Origin of the sequence: Mesorhizobium prunaredense (assembly GCF_900156895.1) — a bacterium.
GTDB classification, from domain to species: domain Bacteria; phylum Pseudomonadota; class Alphaproteobacteria; order Rhizobiales; family Rhizobiaceae; genus Mesorhizobium; species Mesorhizobium prunaredense.
The window spans coordinates 193,236-208,023 of the sequence record NZ_FTPD01000056.1; the positions used below are offsets into that span (position 1 = coordinate 193,236).

Genomic DNA, 14,788 nt, shown 5'->3' on the forward strand with positions numbered 1-14,788 from the left:
TTTCGAGATATTTTTTGGCCCGACCAGCAACGGCTGACGCCATGTCGAGCTGCCGTTACATCCTCGATGGCCGGTAGAAGTTCCCAATGCTTGGCTATGCTTGGTTGTGTTGCAGGCTATCTGGTTGTTTTCGGAATCTACAAAACCATAGGTTGCGATTTGCTGTTGGAAGCAAGCCTGAAATCAGCCTGCGGACCGGCGCCGATCCATCAATGTGGGGTGATATATTTTCCGTAGACCCAGCCGGTGACGAAATTGCCGTTGTGTGCCGGATCGTGCCAGACTTCGCACCAGCGATAGCGGATCTTCTGTTCCTGCTTCCAGCGCATGACCCCGAAAATCGGAATCGATTTTCGGAAAGGATCATGCGCAGATTCAAAGATGCTACAGCGTCCTTTGCGCGTCCAGAGGACGCGCGGCGCTGTAGTGCGGCTGCTTGGCGATGTCGAGCAAGTTTATGCCGCCGGTGCATCTCCCGGTCATCTGCAAAACGGCACCGTTGGGATAGGCGGCCTGCTTCTGGGACGATCCCGCCGGATACTTGCGCGCATTGAGCGCGTCGCCAAATGGGACGTTGGTCACTTGCCAAGCTGCGAACACGGTTGCATGAGATTGACCGATAAAGGCCAAGGCTGTCGAAGCGACGGCGAAAGCCGCAGCAGCGTGAAAACGGAACTTCATTTTTCTCACTCCTCCGGCTCATCTCCTGGAGCCCGGCGCGAACATATACTCCGGCTCTTGAACCTGCGCTGATCGGCGTGTTCATTCTCCATACAAGTAACTTCCACAGCGAGACGCAATGACCCGAACCCCAGCATTTCCGACTGTCACACCGCCGCGACCAGAGAAGCGACCGGTCTTCGATGTGCATCATGGAGTAACCCGGACGGACGACTATGCCTGGCTGAGAGCCAACAATTGGCAAGAGATGTTCAGGGATCCGTCGCTGCTCGACGCCCAGATCCGCGCCCATCTCGAAGCCGAGAACGCCTATCAGGCAGCGCTCATGGCCGACACCGCCCAGGCGCGGAAGCAGCTTTTCAAGGAGATGAGGGGCCGTATCAAGGAGGACGATTCGTCTGTGCCGATGAAGGATGGGCCGTACGCCTATGGGTCATCTTTCAAGCTTGGCGGCGAGCAGCCGCGTTATTTCCGCACGCCGCGCGAGGGCGGCGACGAAGAGATCCTGCTCGACGGCGATCTCGAGGCCGAAGGAAAGGCCTATTTCCGCCTCGGCGGTGTCGACCATTCGACCGACCACCGCAAGCTTCTGTGGGCCTTCGACGACAAGGGTTCCGAATTCTACACGCTTCGCGTCCGCGATCTCGCCGACGGCAACGATCTGGCAGACAGGATTCCGGATACCGGTGGCGGCGGCGTGTGGGATGCCGGAAATGACGGATTTTTCTACACCCGCCTCGATCCCAACCACCGTCCTTCCAAGGTGCTGTTCCACGCCCTTGGCGACAGTCCTGAGAACGACCGGCTGATCTACGAAGAAACCGATCCAGGCTTCTTCATGAATGTCGGCGGCACACGCTCCAACGAGTGGATCATGGTTGGCATCAACGACCACGAGACCTCGGAATATCGCATCATGAGCGCCAGCGAGCCGTTCGCCGAACCGAAGCTGGTTGCTCCGCGCGAGACCGGCCTGCAATACGACCTCGAAGAAGGCGGCGATATCTTCTTCATTCTCACCAATGCCGACGGCGCCAAGGATTTCAAGATCATGACTGCGCCGGCGAGCGACCCGGTGCGCGCCAACTGGCAGGAGCTGGTGCCGCACGAAGCGGGCCGGCTGATCCTTTCGGTGATCGGTTTCAAGGACCACATGGTCAGGCTTGAACGCAAGGAAGGCCTGCCGCGCATCGTCGTGCATGACCGCCACAGCGGCGAGGAACACCTCATCTCCTTCGACGAGGAAGCCTTCTCGCTCGGCCTGTCGGGATCCTATGAATACGATACCGAGATCATGCGCTTTTCCTACTCGTCCATGACAACGCCGGCGCAGGTCTTCGACTACAACATGCGGACCCGCGAGCGCGTGCTGCTGAAGACCCAGGAAGTTCCGTCCGGCCACGACCCGGACCATTACGTGACGCGGCGGCTGATGGCGCCCGCAGCCGACGGCGAACTGGTGCCGATCTCGCTCATTCACCATCGCGACACGCCGCTCGACGGATCAGCGCCTTGCCTGCTTTACGGCTACGGCTCCTACGGCATCACGGTCCCGGCCGCCTTCAACACCAATTTGTTTTCGCTGGTCGACCGCGGCTTCGTCTACGCGATTGCCCACGTCCGCGGCGGCAAAGACAAGGGCTATGGCTGGTACGACGACGGCAAGCGGGCGCACAAGATGAACACGTTCACCGATTTCACCGCAGTCGCACACCACCTCGTCGCCGAGCGCTACACGGCTCATGATCGCATTGTCGCACAGGGCGGCTCGGCCGGCGGCATGCTGATGGGCGCGATCGCCAACATAGCGCCGGAATGCTTCGGCGGCATCGTCGCCGAGGTTCCGTTCGTCGACGTACTCACCACCATGCTCGACGCGACCTTGCCGCTGACGCCGCCGGAATGGCCGGAATGGGGCAACCCGATCGCCTCGGCGGAGGACTACCGAACGATCGCCGCCTACTCGCCCTATGACAATGTCGCCGCGCTCGACTATCCGCCGATCCTGGCACTTGCCGGCCTTACCGACCCGCGTGTCACCTATTGGGAGCCGGCCAAGTGGGTGGCGCGGTTGCGCGACCGCAAGATCGGCGACAATCCGGTGCTGTTCAAGATCAATATGGACTCCGGTCATGCCGGCGCTTCCGGCCGGTTTTCCAGGCTCGAGGAAATCGCCTTCACCTATGCGTTTGCGCTGAAGGTGGCGGGCAAGGACGACCTTGCCACCACAGCGCCGCCGACCCTGTTGGACGCACAAACGGCGCTGTAGGAGCTTGATCTTGCGCACCATCCCCACCAGGGGAAAATCGATTCCGGGTCAGGCCAGGTCGATTTTCCGCTCGCAATTGCAATAGCTGCGCGCTACCCACTGCGCGGCTTTTCGCAGCCGCGCCACCCAAAATCATCCAGTCACGCCAAGGGTCCGCCATGCTGCTCATCGACGTTTATCTCGACAAATCGCCAATCCAAGGCATCGGTGTCTTTGCCAAGAACCACATTCCCCGCGGCACACTGGTCTGGAAGCTCGATCCCAATTACGACCGGCGCATCCCTGTCGAGGTCTATGAGCGCGAAACCGGGCCGGTTAGAGCCTATCTCGATCGCTATTCCTATCCCGATCGGCGCGACCCGAACTTCGTCGTCTTCGAAGCCGACGACGCCCGCTACATGAACCATGCCGACGACCCGAATTGCGACGTCGCCTCGCCCGAGGAGACATATGCATTGCGTGACATCGCGCCCGGCGAGGAAATGACCTGCAACTACAATCATTTCTTCGAAACCGGCTTCGATTTCCTCGGCGACCGCTGACGCGCCGCCATCCCGTCCGGTCCGCGGAATCAGTTCGCTGGCTGCTTGCGCGCCGGATAGAAGCTGGGATGCGGCGGTATGGCCTTGAGATAGGCTGATATTGCCGCCCGGTCCTCGGGCGTCAACTCGGCCATGTTTCTCTGCACATCGACCATGGCGCCACCGACGGAATCGAAATCCGGGGTGAAGCCGGTCTCCAGAAAGTAGGCGATGTCGGCCTCCGACCAGTCACTGAGCCCGCCTTCGCCCGCGGTGATGTTCGGCACGATGCCGCTGCCTTCGGCAGCCGCGCCCCCCGCCAGCCACTCGCTCTTCCTGGTGCCGCCAGCAAAATCGCGCGGCGTGTGGCATTCGCCGCAATGGCCGGGCCCTTCGACCAGGTAACGGCCGGCCATCACCGGATCCGGCGTGCCATCGGGGAAGGAGACCACCGACTGGTCACTCAAATAGAGACGTTTCCACAGCCCGACGCCGCGACGGATGTTGAACGGGAATCCCAGCGAATTGGGCGGCGCCTTGCCGGCGACCGCCGGAAGCGTTTTCAGGAAGGCATGGAGATCGGCGATGTCGGCCGGCTTCATGCGTGCGTAGGATGCATAGGGAAACGCCGGATAGAAGTGCTCGCCGCTCGGCGACACGCCCTTCAGCATGGCGTTGGCGAGATCTTCGACCGACCAGGCGCCGATACCGTCCTTGGCATCCTGCGAGATGTTCGGTGGCACGAAGATACCGAACGGCGTCTTGAGTTCGAGACCGCCGGCCAGTTGAAGACGGGCATCGCCTTGCGAGCCTGGCTTCGCATGACAGGACGTGCAGCCGCCGGCATAAAAAATGCGCCTGCCCCTGGCGGCATCGCCGGGGCCGAGTTGCGCCAGGGTCTCGGTGTCGAGCCTGACCGGCGCCGACAGGAACCAGCCGGCAACCGCGCCGGCGGCGCCCAGAACGAGAGCGGCGCCGACGAGTTTTTTCAGCAGGCGCATCGCCCGCTATCAGCCCTTCTTTATCCTGTATGTCTGGTGGCAGGTGCCGCAGTCACCGCCTATGGTGTTGAACCCCGCCTTCAAGGCATCGACATCGGCAGGAGCGGTGGCCACCGCAGCCTTGACGTCGGCGAGATATTTTTCTTCCACCGCCTTGAAGCCGGCCATATCCTGCCAGATTTTTGGGGCAGCGGTGGTGTCGCCGGTGTCGCTGCCAGCCGGGAAAAGAGTGTCGACGTTCGCGTGGAACTTCTCGGCGTTGGCCTCCAGCGCCTTCAACGCCGCCAGCACGGCCGCTGCGTCGTAAGGGGTCTCGCCCTTGACGACTTTCGACAATTGGCCGGCGATCTTTCCACGTTCCTTCATAATGGCCTGCCGCTCCTGGATCGGATCGGCAAACGCCGCCGAACCGGCGAAGGCGAGCATCGAGATGGCGAGGATAAGCTTTCTCATTCAACTGGCTCCATGGTGAAGATGTTTCGGGTGAAGGTCCGACTGATCGATAACGGCAAAAATGGCTTGAAAATTCCGGGGTGGCTTGAAATTCCGGGAATTCGCCTCACGCTTGTGTGAATTTTCGCGACGGTCGTTTCTGTGCTGGAAAAGGGCCAATCCTTTGGCCCACACAGAAAAGCCCCGGTTTTTGCCGGGGCTTTTCTGCAGCTCAGTTAGGCCTACGCCTTTTCGTAGAGCTCGAGGACATGGTCCCAGTTGATGAGACTGTCGACGAAGGCCTCGAGATATTTCGGCCGGGCGTTGCGATAGTCGATGTAATAGGAGTGCTCCCAGACATCGACGCCCAGGATCGGGGTCGCGCCATGGACCAGCGGGTTCTCGCCGTTCGGGGTCTTCGAGATCGCCAGCTTGCCGTCCTTGACCGAAACCCAGGCCCAGCCCGAACCGAACTGGGTGGTTCCGGCGGCGATGAAATCGGCCTTGAACTTGTCGTAACCGCCAAGATCGCTGTCAAACGCCTTTTGCAGCGCGCCCGGCAATTTGTTGCCGCCGCCGCCCTTCTTCATCCACTGCCAGAAGTGGATATGATTGTAGTGCTGACCGGCATTGTTGAAGAGCCCGGGGTTCTTGCCGAAGGATTGTTTCACAACCTCCTCGACCGACAAATCGCCGAGCCCGGCTTCGGCAGCCAGCTTGTTGCCGTTGTCGACATAGGCCTTGTGGTGCTTGTCGTGGTGATACTCCAGCGTCTCCTTCGACATGTAAGGCTGCAAGGCCTCGTAGTCATAGGGCAAGGCAGGCAGTTCAAAAGCCATCGTCGTACTCCTCGTGGAAAAAATCCGGTGTCGATACCGGACTAACATAGGTCTGGATTGGTGTGGAACAACTCCGGAATGAAGTGCCGGTTCCCCTTTTAGCCAGTCAGCCGGCCGAATTCGAATGCGCCCACTCCCAGTAGAGTTCGCGCGCCTTTTTCGCTACCGGCCCGGGCTGAAGACTGCGATCCTCGATGCGGGTGACCGGCACGACTTTCGAATGGTTTCCGGTCGAGAATATCTCGTCCGCTTCGAGGAATTCGCGCACCGACAGCGCCTTTTCGATAGTCTTGAAGCCGTATTCGTCAAGCAGCGTCATCGTCCGCGAGCGGGTGATGCCGGACAGGAACGTGCCGTTCGGCGCCGGCGTCAGGACATGGCCATCCTTGACCAGGAAAATGTTCGAGGTTCCGGTCTCGGCGACATTGCCCAGCATGTCTAGCACCAGGGCGTTGTCGAAGCCGCGCATCTTGGCTTCGAGGATGGCACGACCATTGTTGGGATAAAGGCAGCCGGCCTTGGCGTCGGTCGGCATGGTTTCGATGGTCGGGCGCCGGAACGGCGAGACGGTGACAGAAAAGCCTGCCGGCGAGATCATCGGCGATTCGTAGAGGCAAAGGCAGAACCGGGTCGAGGCCGGATCTGCCGGCACGCCCATATAGCCACCATGCTCGGCCCAGTACATCGGCCTTATGTAGACCGCCGTCTTGCCGTCGAACTTCTTCAGCCCGTCCCAGGTCAGCCCGACGATCTTTTCGGCGCTCATGGATGGTCTGAGACCGAGCGCGATCGCCGAGGCGTTCACCCTCGCGGCGTGGCGGTCGAGGTCGGGGGCGACGCCCTCGAACCAGCGGGCGCCGTCGAACACGCTGGTGCCGAGCCACATGGCATGGCTGCGCGGCCCCAGAATGGCGACGTTGCCTTCATACCAGTCGCCATCCACGAAGGTCCATGTCGCGGATTGCGCCGCAGCCGCCAGTGTCATCGCTTGGTTCCGCGTTTCAGAGCTGTCCTGTCTCGCCATTGGAAGATGCTTTGGCGTCTGCCGTCAACTGATATGGCCGAGATTTGTTAAGGCCAGCGGCATGCGAAATTGCAATCCGTGCTTGCGCCTGGCCTTGCCTCGCCGCAAAACTGTTACCATGCACCATGCGGCTTACGTTTTCGACGCTTACGGAACGCTGTTCGACGTGCACGCAGCCGTACGCCGTCATGCCGACCAGATCGGACCGGACGGCCAGCTCCTGTCGGAGATCTGGCGCGCCAAACAATTGGAATATTCCTGGGTGAGGACGCTGATGGGCGCCTACGCCGATTTCTGGCAACTCACCGAACAGGCGCTGGATTTCGCCCTGCGCAAGGTTCCCTCCGCGGACAAGGGGCTGAGGGCCAAGCTGCTCGACGCCTATTGGCGGCTGGACTGCTATCCGGAGGTGCCGGCCGTGCTCAAGGCGCTCAAGGCGTCGGGCGCCAAGCTGGCGATCCTCTCCAACGGCTCGCCTGAAATGCTGGAAGCGGCGGTCAAATCGGCGGCGCTCGACCAGGTTCTGGACGACATCTATTCCGTCGAGGCCGTCAAGCGCTTCAAGGCCGATCCGTCGGTCTACGACATGGTCACGACAGGCTGGCGTCTCTATCCGGGTGCGGTGTCGTTTCAGTCATCCAACCGCTGGGATATCGCCGGCGCCACCAAATTCGGCTTCCGGACAGTCTGGATCAACCGCTCCGACCAGCCCGAGGAATACCGGGACTTTCCGCCGGCCCTGATACTGCCCTCGCTCGAAGGCCTGCTCGCCGCAGGCTGACGGATGACCTCAAATCGGAATCGATTCTTGGAAAGGATCATGCGCAAAATAAAAGTGCTACAGCGTCCTTTGCTGACGCGCGGCGCTGTGGCCTGTTGCCTCGGTGCAACAGGGGCTGAACCGTCACAGGTTTGCCTTTGTTTGTTCACCCTCAGGCCAGAATCGGAACCGCCTATCGCGCCAGGCATTGGTAGGGCTGGCGCGCCGTACTGATTGGCGTATTCATGTTCTGTTTCGCTATGAGACTTAAAAAAGGCAACGATGTTCACAACCGAAATCGACTCCTATCGCCTGAGCCGTCGCGGCTTTCTCAACGCCGCTGCGCTCGGCGCCGCCTCGATTGCGGTTTCCGCCTGCGCCACGACGGCAGGCCGGCCTGTCGAGCCGCCGCCGCCAGCCAATGTCGAGCCGCCGCTCATGGACTATGCAACAATGTACGGTCCGGTCAGCGACAGTGGGTTCGAGGTGCCGGGCATACCCTACGAGAAAATCGACGAGCAATTTCTGCGTCAGATCGTTCCCGATCCGACCGGCCAACGGCCCGGCACCATCGTCGTCGATACGGCCGGCCACCACCTCTATCTCGTGCGTCCAGGCGGACAAGCCATTCGTTATGGGGTCGGGCTGGGTCGCGCCGGTTTCGAATGGTCTGGTGATGCCGTCGTCCAGTGGAAGCAGAAGTGGCCGAAATGGACGCCGCCGGCCGAAATGATCGCGCGCCAGCCCGAGCACGCAAAATACAGCGCCGAGAATGGCGGCATGCCCGGCGGGCTCACCAATCCGCTCGGAGCGCGGGCGCTGTATCTCTTCGAGGGCAACGAGGACACGCTTTACCGCCTGCACGGCTCGCCGGAGTGGTTTTCCATAGGCAAATCGGTTTCATCTGGCTGCGTTCGCTTGATAAACCAGGACATTATCGACCTTTATGACCGTGTACCCAACAAGACGCCGGTGATCGTTACCTCCGGTGTCGGTCAGGAACTGGTTGCCACGGCAGACCGCAAAGCCATTCCAATCGATGGAGGCGTACCGGAAGGATCGATCCTGCTCGGCCCGGCAAGGGCGATCTCGGACTCGATCTTCTGAGCTGGTCGAAAGCGCTAGAGCGGTGGACTTTCGGCGCCGCCACTTTCGGTCCGATGCTCTTTTGCCTGAGCATCGGATTGCGGTAGAGGGTAGTCACCCAATTGCAAGCGGTTACAATTAGCGATCAGATCAGTTATCAACGGTTCCTGACCGAACGCAGGCGCTAGTGACCAACCGACTAAAAAAATTTCTGGCCCTGACGGCCGCAGAACGCAGGACAGTGCTCGCTGCAATGTTGCTGTTACCAATCACTGCAATGCTATTGCAGATGTTTGGTTTCCGACGTGCAAGAAACATACTGATCTGGATGTGCGATCTTCGAAGCGTGAAAGGGGTTGCAACCCCGTCACTCACGCTTCGTGAATCACCGCCGCCTTCAAACGTTTCGGTTGCGGTTTGCGACCCCGACCGGCTTCACGGTGGCGAGACCGATTTTTATGGACAGGCGCAAGAGACCGCTCGTCTGGTATCCATTGCCGCGTATCGTGGCTCATATTCCGGCAACTGCCTGAAGCGCTCCATGACGCTTTGGTTTTTGCTGCGCCGGCAAGGCATCGAAGGAGAACTGCGCATCGGCACGCGCAAGGCGGAGGGCAAATTCGAAGCCCATGCCTGGGTCGAATACCGGGGCAAGGTTCTTAACGATACGGTCGATGTTGGCGAACGATTTGCCGCATTCGAGCGCAATTTTGGTTGATGCCCTGGTGATGATATGAGCGGCATCGCCGGGATAATCCATTTCGACGGTAAGCCGGTGGAGCCCGGGTTAGTGGAAAAAATGACCACGGCCATGGCGCACCGAGGCCCGGATGGCATCCACCATTGGGTGAAGGGCTCCATCGGGCTCGGTCAATGCATGCTTCGCACCACGCCAGAGTCGCTGGAAGAAACCCAGCCGCTGACGAATGAGGATGCAAGCCTTGTCCTGGTCATGGACGGGCGGGTGGACAACTGGGAGGAACTGCGGGGGGAACTGCTGGGGCGCGGCGCCGTACTTCGAGATCGCTCGGATGCTGAACTGGTGCTCAGAGCCTACCAGATTTGGGAGCGGGAATGTTTGCCGCATATCGACGGCGATTTCGCACTGGTAATCTGGGATGCGCGGCGACAAGAGGCCTTTTGCGCCCGCGACCGCATGGGCAACAGGCCTTTCAATTACCATTGGGACGGCAAAACACTCGCCTTCGCCTCAGAGTTGCCAGCGATCCTTGCGCTGCCTTGGGTGAAGCAGGAACCCAATGAAGGCATGTTGGCCGAAATGCTGGCGTGGGATTGCTACTCCAGGGATGAGACTCTCTGGAACGGTATCATGCGTTTGATTGCAGCACATCGAATGGTAGCCGGGCACCAGGGGCCGCGACTCGAACAATACTGGCAACCGAATCTTTGGGCGACGTTGCCGTTTCGCAAGGACGAAGAATATATTGAGCATTATCGCGAATTACTGTTCGAGTGCGTCAGGCGTTCATCCCGGTCACATCGGCCGGTCGCCATTGAGGTGAGCGGCGGACTCGACTCCTCCGCCGTGTTTTGCGTGGCGGAACACCTGCGCCGCTCGAACAGACTGCTCACGCAGGGCATAAATGGCTACACGTTTGGCTTCACGGAGGAGGACGGCCGTGCCAGCGAACTTCCCTACGCACGAGCCGTGGGCGAGCATTTAGGGGTTCGGATTCATGAGATTCCCCCTTCCAGGATGCCGCTTTCATGGTTTACGGAACGCGCCCGGTCCGGCCGGCAGTTTCCGGGGTTTCCGAACACGTCAATGTATGCTGGCCTTTGGCAGCAAACCGTTGCGCATGGGAGCCGCGTTACTTTGAACGGTCAAGGAGGAGATCAATGGCTGGAAGGCTCCCGTGCGTATTACGCTGAGGCACTGGCGCAAGTGCATTTGCATAGGCTCTATGACTACCTCAAAACCGACGCGACGGCATTCGACGCGCGGCAGGCGGTGAATTGGCTCATACGGCAGGGGTTTTTCCCGCTTCTGCCAGTCGGTCTCCAGGAGGGTCTCCGCCGCCTGATTCGCCGGGTACGCGGGAGCGGGACCAGCAACGCCTGCTACTGGCTCTCGCCGCGGATGGAGGAAGTGATCCGGCTGCGTCGCGAGCGTATTCTCCCGCCACACCATCGGCGAGTGCGCAGCGTAGGCCAGAGGACGCTACTTGAGACTCTGAACGATGCTTTCGGCGCCCAGGTGGCGGAGGATCTTGAATGCTTGGGCGCCCATTGCGGGAGCGAAATGCGATACCCGCTCCACGACCCCAAACTCGTTCACTATGCGTTTTCGCTACCGGAAAGGATGCGGCTGCGTGGGGATAGAACCAAATACATCCATGTCCAGGCTTTGAAGAATGTGCTGCCGGAGATGATCCTCGAACGGAAAAGCAAGGCAGAATTTTCAATCGTGTTCCGTGAGCATCTGGACCGGATGCAAGCCATATTGACCGAGACGATTCCCCATGAGCGTAACGCCTGGGTTGATCGGGACGGGATGGCCCGGTTATTCCGGGCTTATCGAGACAATCCACAGGCCGGCTCGCCGTTATGGATTTTGTGGGGACTTTATGGATGCCATGTAACGTTTCGTTGATGCAATATAAGGTACTGTTAATGGATGCCATGTAACGTATCGTTAATGCCAAGCAGCCTACCGTAATGTATCTTGATTGTCACATCGGTTAAATTTTCGATGAATGCCGCGCGTCCGGGTTGCGCGCGTTTTCGCTTGGTGGCAAGGTGCCAAGCTCGTTCAAAAGTCACCGAGAACGTCCAGATAGTTCATCTGGCGGTTTCCTGAGAGATCTACCAAGCCAGCGTAAAGGGTTGAGTTAATGAAAAGCAATCTGAACGACCGGCGGACGCCATCCCACCTCACCGTTGAAAACAAAGCTGCTGAGGTAAACAAGGCGCCCTATTCGACTCCCACACTGCAGATCTACGGCTCCGTAAGCGCGATAACAAGAGGCGGTAGCGGAAGCGCGGTAGATGGGAGCATGGTCACTATGAATTGAACTACGGATGCTGAAGATACGCCTCCCCTCTATGCGCTGAGCCGTGCGGCGGAAAGTCGAGTTCCGTGCTGGAGGAACACTTAGGGTATGTCGGCGATTCGGTAAGGCTTGAACAGTTCAAGTCTGCTGTCGCCCAAGTCGTCAAACATGGGGATTGCATCACGGATCTCGGTTGTGGCACCGGGATTCTGGGACTGTTGTGCTTGCAGGCGGGCGCGTCCCGAGTGTACGCCATCGACGCAACCGCCATGATCGAGGTCGCGCGGGAATCCTTCGTTCGCGCGGGCTGGGGTGGCCAAGCGATTTTCATGGGGGACTACTCTCCGCGCGCCAACCTGCCCGAACGGGTTGATGTGGTGATCTGCGATCAGGTCGGCTACTTCGGCTTTGATGCCGGCATCATCGAATATTTGGCGGACGCCAGGCGGCGTTTCCTGAAGCCAGGGGGGGCATTGATCCCCGCCAGGCTCAGGCTTCAACTCGCCGCAGTTGAATCGGAAACCAGTTACGGCTTGGCCGACGGGTGGCGGCGTGAGGGCGTACCCAGCGAATTCCATTGGCTGCGCCAATACGCCGTCAACACCAAGCATGCGGTCAATCTTCAGCGGGAAGAATTGCTTGGCGCCCCCGCTGAACTGGGCAGCATCGATTTTCGTGAAGACAATCCGGACTTTTTCTCCTGGGATGCGGAGTTGCGCATAGAGCGCGATGGCGTCCTGCGCGGACTCGGCGGCTGGTTCGATTGTGAGTTGGCCGAAGGCGTGTGGTTGACGAACTCGCCGTTTGCCGATCGTCCAATCAAGCGCTCTCAGGCTTTCCTGCCCATCGGCGAAGCCGTCGAGGTAAAAGCCGGCGATGTGGTGAGGGCGAGGGTGATGGCGCGTCCGACGGATTCGGTTATCGCATGGGAAGTCGAAATCGCGTCCGGAGGGCGGAAATTCAGCCATTCGACCTGGCAGGGCGAGTTGCGCACCCCGGCCGAGATCATCAAACGGAATCCCGCGCATGTGCCCCGACCCAATTCCCGAGGGCAGGCAAGAATGATCGTGCTGGGGCTTTGCGACGGTCAAAGGACGGTCAGGCAGGTTGAAGAAGCCGTGCTGCGCGAACACCCCGGCTTGTTCCCTTCCGTGCAAGAAACAGCGCGGTTTGTCGCCCAGGTGCTGGGCAAGGATACGGAATGACGGTGGACTTTCAGGTGGCGGACGCCCGCCCGCAAATGCCGCTTGACGCCACCTTGTTTCACCAGTGGGTTTTCCCAGATGGGACTTTGTGGACGGATTTCTACCGCATCGGGGGGGCCTACCTGCTGCGTTTTCCCGAACTGGCGGATTTCCGGCTGAGCCAAGATGGCGGACAGATCCAGGCATGGCCGGTGCAGGGAGTCTCCGAAGCGACCATTCAGCATCTTTATCTGAATCAGGTTTTGCCCCTGGCGCTCAGCAGACAGGGGAAGCTGGTTTTGCACGGCAGCGCGGTCGAAATCAGCGGCGAGGGCATCGCATTTATCGGCGAGTCAGGCCGAGGCAAGTCCACGCTGGCGGCAAGCTTTGCAACCGACGGGTTCCGCTTCCTGACGGATGACGGGCTGCTGGTAGAGCCTTGCGACGGTGGGTTTCAGATTATGCCGAGCCATCCTTCGATCCGCTTATGGGAAGACAGTGAGGAAGCCTTGGTCGGCAAAGATAGTGTACGGAAAGCGCCCCCGGTGCAGTTCACATCTAAGGCGCGTTTTCTCGCGGGCGATGAGATCGTCTTCTGCGGGCAGCCCCGGCGCCTGCGGCGGGTGTATTTTCTGGGCGAGCGTGTCCAGCAGGAAGCCGTGTTCGAGGGTATGACTGGGCGCGAAGCTCTGATGGAACTGGTGAAGCATTCTTTCTTGCTCGAAATTGAAGCATCCGAACTGCTTGCCGCCCATTTCGATGAATTATCCTGCCTGGCTGGGCAACCAATTTTTTACCGCCTGGATTATCCCCGACGCTATGAAGACCTGTCGCGGGTCAGGCAGGCCATTGTGAAACACGCGTATAGGTGAACCAGCATGAATTTGACTGACAGAGTGGCGATTCCGGCGCAAGTGATGGCGCGACAGGTGGGCCAGGAGACGGTGATCCTGGACCTCGCCAGCGGAACGTATTTTGGGCTGGACCCGGTCGGGGCACGTATCTGGATACTGCTGTCCGAAGGAAAAACTGTCGGTGAAATCTGCGGAACCATGCTCGACGAGTACGAGGTCGAGCGTGCGCCCTTGGAGAAAGACGTATTCAGCTTGTTGCAAACGCTCGAACGCCAGGGGCTGGTCAAGATTGAAGAGGCATGAGCGTATGCAGCAACGTTTGAATTTTTGTTCGCTCGTATTGAATTTAAGCCAGCGTGCTCTTTTCCGCGCGTCTATGATCGCTACCGTTTCACGCGCTGCGAGGCGTAGATCGGCGCATCGGCCCAGGCGCGCGCGATAGTCTGATGCGAAGCACCGAGTGCAGTTGAGCCAGCCTGGGTGACGGTGCGGCTGGACTTACCCGGCGCTTGTCATAATGCCGTCGTCCAGCTTGAACACCCGATCAGCCAGCGCCAGGCTCGCAGGTCGGTGGGTTATCAAAAGCACCGTCCTCTGTCGCAGCACATCCACGCATCCCTGCAAAAACTCGCGCTCCCCCTCTGGATCGAACATAGCGGTCGCTTCATCGAGTATTAGAATCGGCGGATCTTTCAACAGCGCCCGAGCCAACGCCAACCGCTGCTGTTGCCCTCCGGACAGCCGCACGCCCCGATCGCCGATCGGCGTCTGGTAGCCTTGCGGCAATTGGATAATGAAATCATGCGCGCGGGCCGATCGCGCTGCTGCCTCGATCTCATCCTGTGTGGGCTCAGGCCGCCCATATGCGATGTTGTCACGGACGCTGGCGTTGAACAGCAACACGTGCTGAGGCACAACCCCTATCTGGCTGCGCAGGCTATGCAAGGAAACCGTGGCAATATCCACGCCGTCGATGAAGATGCTTCCCTTGGAAGGCTCATGCAATCGCATAAGCAAATGCGCCACCGTGCTCTTTCCTGCGCCGTTGGGACCTATGATGGCTATTGTCTCGCCCGCGGCGATGGACAGATCGAATACACATCTGACGCTCGAACCCCCCGAC

At 59.7% G+C, this 14,788-nt stretch carries 16 protein-coding genes; 10 read left to right on the forward strand and 6 right to left on the reverse strand.

The features are described from left to right. Positions 1-384 precede the first annotated feature (384 nt). Positions 385-582 carry a hypothetical protein gene (locus BQ8794_RS37225; protein WP_342188804.1) on the reverse strand — a complete coding sequence of 66 codons (198 nt, stop codon included), beginning with the start codon at positions 580-582 and terminating at the stop codon, positions 385-387. 217 nt (positions 583-799) lie between these two features. Between BQ8794_RS37225 and BQ8794_RS28490 the strand changes: the two genes are divergently transcribed. Both BQ8794_RS28490 and BQ8794_RS28495 read left to right on the forward strand, forming a co-directional pair. Then, entirely contained in the window at positions 800-2,950 is a 2,151-nt protein-coding gene (locus tag BQ8794_RS28490; RefSeq protein WP_077382008.1) for a S9 family peptidase, read from the forward strand. A 158-nt stretch (positions 2,951-3,108) separates the two neighbouring features. After that, the gene (locus BQ8794_RS28495; RefSeq protein ID WP_077382009.1) at positions 3,109-3,492 is read left to right on the forward strand and encodes an SET domain-containing protein; all 384 of its coding nucleotides are present in this window, start codon (positions 3,109-3,111) and stop codon (positions 3,490-3,492) included. A gap of 29 nt (positions 3,493-3,521) precedes the next feature. Here the strand turns inward: BQ8794_RS28495 and BQ8794_RS28500 are convergent, their stop codons facing one another. The 4 genes from BQ8794_RS28500 to BQ8794_RS28515 all read right to left on the reverse strand — a co-directional run bounded on the left by BQ8794_RS28500 (position 3,522) and on the right by BQ8794_RS28515 (position 6,728). Beyond that, positions 3,522-4,472, reverse strand: coding sequence for a cytochrome c (locus BQ8794_RS28500; RefSeq protein ID WP_077382011.1), 951 nt, complete (start codon positions 4,470-4,472; stop codon positions 3,522-3,524). A 9-nt stretch (positions 4,473-4,481) separates the two neighbouring features. Beyond that, positions 4,482-4,925, reverse strand: a complete 444-nt coding sequence (locus BQ8794_RS28505; protein WP_077382013.1) for a c-type cytochrome — start codon at positions 4,923-4,925, stop codon at positions 4,482-4,484. A 221-nt stretch (positions 4,926-5,146) separates the two neighbouring features. Continuing rightward, positions 5,147-5,743, reverse strand: coding sequence for a superoxide dismutase (locus BQ8794_RS28510; RefSeq protein WP_077382015.1), 597 nt, complete (start codon positions 5,741-5,743; stop codon positions 5,147-5,149). A gap of 106 nt (positions 5,744-5,849) precedes the next feature. Continuing rightward, positions 5,850-6,728 carry a branched-chain amino acid aminotransferase gene (locus BQ8794_RS28515; protein ID WP_077382017.1) on the reverse strand — a complete coding sequence of 293 codons (879 nt, stop codon included), beginning with the start codon at positions 6,726-6,728 and terminating at the stop codon, positions 5,850-5,852. 157 nt (positions 6,729-6,885) lie between these two features. Here BQ8794_RS28515 and BQ8794_RS28520 point away from each other — a divergent pair, with 157 nt between their 5' ends. The 8 genes from BQ8794_RS28520 to BQ8794_RS28550 all read left to right on the forward strand — a co-directional run bounded on the left by BQ8794_RS28520 (position 6,886) and on the right by BQ8794_RS28550 (position 13,968). Continuing rightward, entirely contained in the window at positions 6,886-7,548 is a 663-nt protein-coding gene (locus BQ8794_RS28520; RefSeq protein ID WP_077382019.1) for a haloacid dehalogenase type II, read from the forward strand. 261 nt (positions 7,549-7,809) lie between these two features. Further along, entirely contained in the window at positions 7,810-8,634 is an 825-nt protein-coding gene (locus BQ8794_RS28525) for a L,D-transpeptidase (RefSeq protein WP_077382021.1), read from the forward strand. A 166-nt stretch (positions 8,635-8,800) separates the two neighbouring features. Next, positions 8,801-9,331, forward strand: a complete 531-nt coding sequence (locus BQ8794_RS28530; protein ID WP_210189872.1) for a lasso peptide biosynthesis B2 protein — start codon at positions 8,801-8,803, stop codon at positions 9,329-9,331. A gap of 15 nt (positions 9,332-9,346) precedes the next feature. Beyond that, a complete protein-coding gene (locus BQ8794_RS28535; RefSeq protein ID WP_077382025.1) occupies positions 9,347-11,227 on the forward strand; it encodes an asparagine synthetase B family protein in 1,881 nt (626 codons plus the stop codon). A 241-nt stretch (positions 11,228-11,468) separates the two neighbouring features. Next, entirely contained in the window at positions 11,469-11,648 is a 180-nt protein-coding gene (locus tag BQ8794_RS37500; protein WP_143744735.1) for a lasso RiPP family leader peptide-containing protein, read from the forward strand. Between the two features lie 65 nt (positions 11,649-11,713). After that, a complete protein-coding gene (locus tag BQ8794_RS28540) occupies positions 11,714-12,832 on the forward strand; it encodes a methyltransferase domain-containing protein (protein WP_077382027.1) in 1,119 nt (372 codons plus the stop codon). Continuing rightward, positions 12,829-13,683 carry a hypothetical protein gene (locus tag BQ8794_RS28545; protein WP_077382029.1) on the forward strand — a complete coding sequence of 285 codons (855 nt, stop codon included), beginning with the start codon at positions 12,829-12,831 and terminating at the stop codon, positions 13,681-13,683. Before BQ8794_RS28540 ends, BQ8794_RS28545 begins: the two co-directional genes overlap by 4 nt. A 6-nt stretch (positions 13,684-13,689) precedes the next feature. Beyond that, positions 13,690-13,968: a PqqD family protein gene (locus BQ8794_RS28550; RefSeq protein ID WP_143744736.1), complete on the forward strand. Its 279-nt coding sequence runs from the start codon at positions 13,690-13,692 to the stop codon at positions 13,966-13,968. A 195-nt stretch (positions 13,969-14,163) separates the two neighbouring features. Here the strand turns inward: BQ8794_RS28550 and BQ8794_RS28555 are convergent. Further along, on the reverse strand, positions 14,164-14,788 hold a 625-nt coding region (locus tag BQ8794_RS28555), incomplete at its 5' end, for an ABC transporter ATP-binding protein (RefSeq protein WP_167378878.1).

Excerpts from the sequence above, each read along its gene's own strand:
- BQ8794_RS28490 (WP_077382008.1), top strand. The coding sequence starts at position 800 with ATGACCCGAACCCCAGCATTTCCGACTGTCACACCGCCGCGACCAGAG.
- BQ8794_RS28495 (WP_077382009.1), top strand. The coding sequence starts at position 3,109 with ATGCTGCTCATCGACGTTTATCTCGACAAATCGCCAATCCAAGGCATC.
- BQ8794_RS28500 (WP_077382011.1), bottom strand. The coding sequence starts at position 4,472 with ATGCGCCTGCTGAAAAAACTCGTCGGCGCCGCTCTCGTTCTGGGCGCC.
- BQ8794_RS28505 (WP_077382013.1), bottom strand. The coding sequence starts at position 4,925 with ATGAGAAAGCTTATCCTCGCCATCTCGATGCTCGCCTTCGCCGGTTCG.
- BQ8794_RS28510 (WP_077382015.1), bottom strand. The coding sequence starts at position 5,743 with ATGGCTTTTGAACTGCCTGCCTTGCCCTATGACTACGAGGCCTTGCAG.
- BQ8794_RS28515 (WP_077382017.1), bottom strand. The coding sequence starts at position 6,728 with ATGACACTGGCGGCTGCGGCGCAATCCGCGACATGGACCTTCGTGGAT.
- BQ8794_RS28520 (WP_077382019.1), top strand. The coding sequence starts at position 6,886 with ATGCACCATGCGGCTTACGTTTTCGACGCTTACGGAACGCTGTTCGAC.
- BQ8794_RS28525 (WP_077382021.1), top strand. The coding sequence starts at position 7,810 with ATGTTCACAACCGAAATCGACTCCTATCGCCTGAGCCGTCGCGGCTTT.
- BQ8794_RS28535 (WP_077382025.1), top strand. The coding sequence starts at position 9,347 with ATGAGCGGCATCGCCGGGATAATCCATTTCGACGGTAAGCCGGTGGAG.
- BQ8794_RS37500 (WP_143744735.1), top strand. The coding sequence starts at position 11,469 with ATGAAAAGCAATCTGAACGACCGGCGGACGCCATCCCACCTCACCGTT.
- BQ8794_RS28545 (WP_077382029.1), top strand. The coding sequence starts at position 12,829 with ATGACGGTGGACTTTCAGGTGGCGGACGCCCGCCCGCAAATGCCGCTT.
- BQ8794_RS28550 (WP_143744736.1), top strand. The coding sequence starts at position 13,690 with ATGAATTTGACTGACAGAGTGGCGATTCCGGCGCAAGTGATGGCGCGA.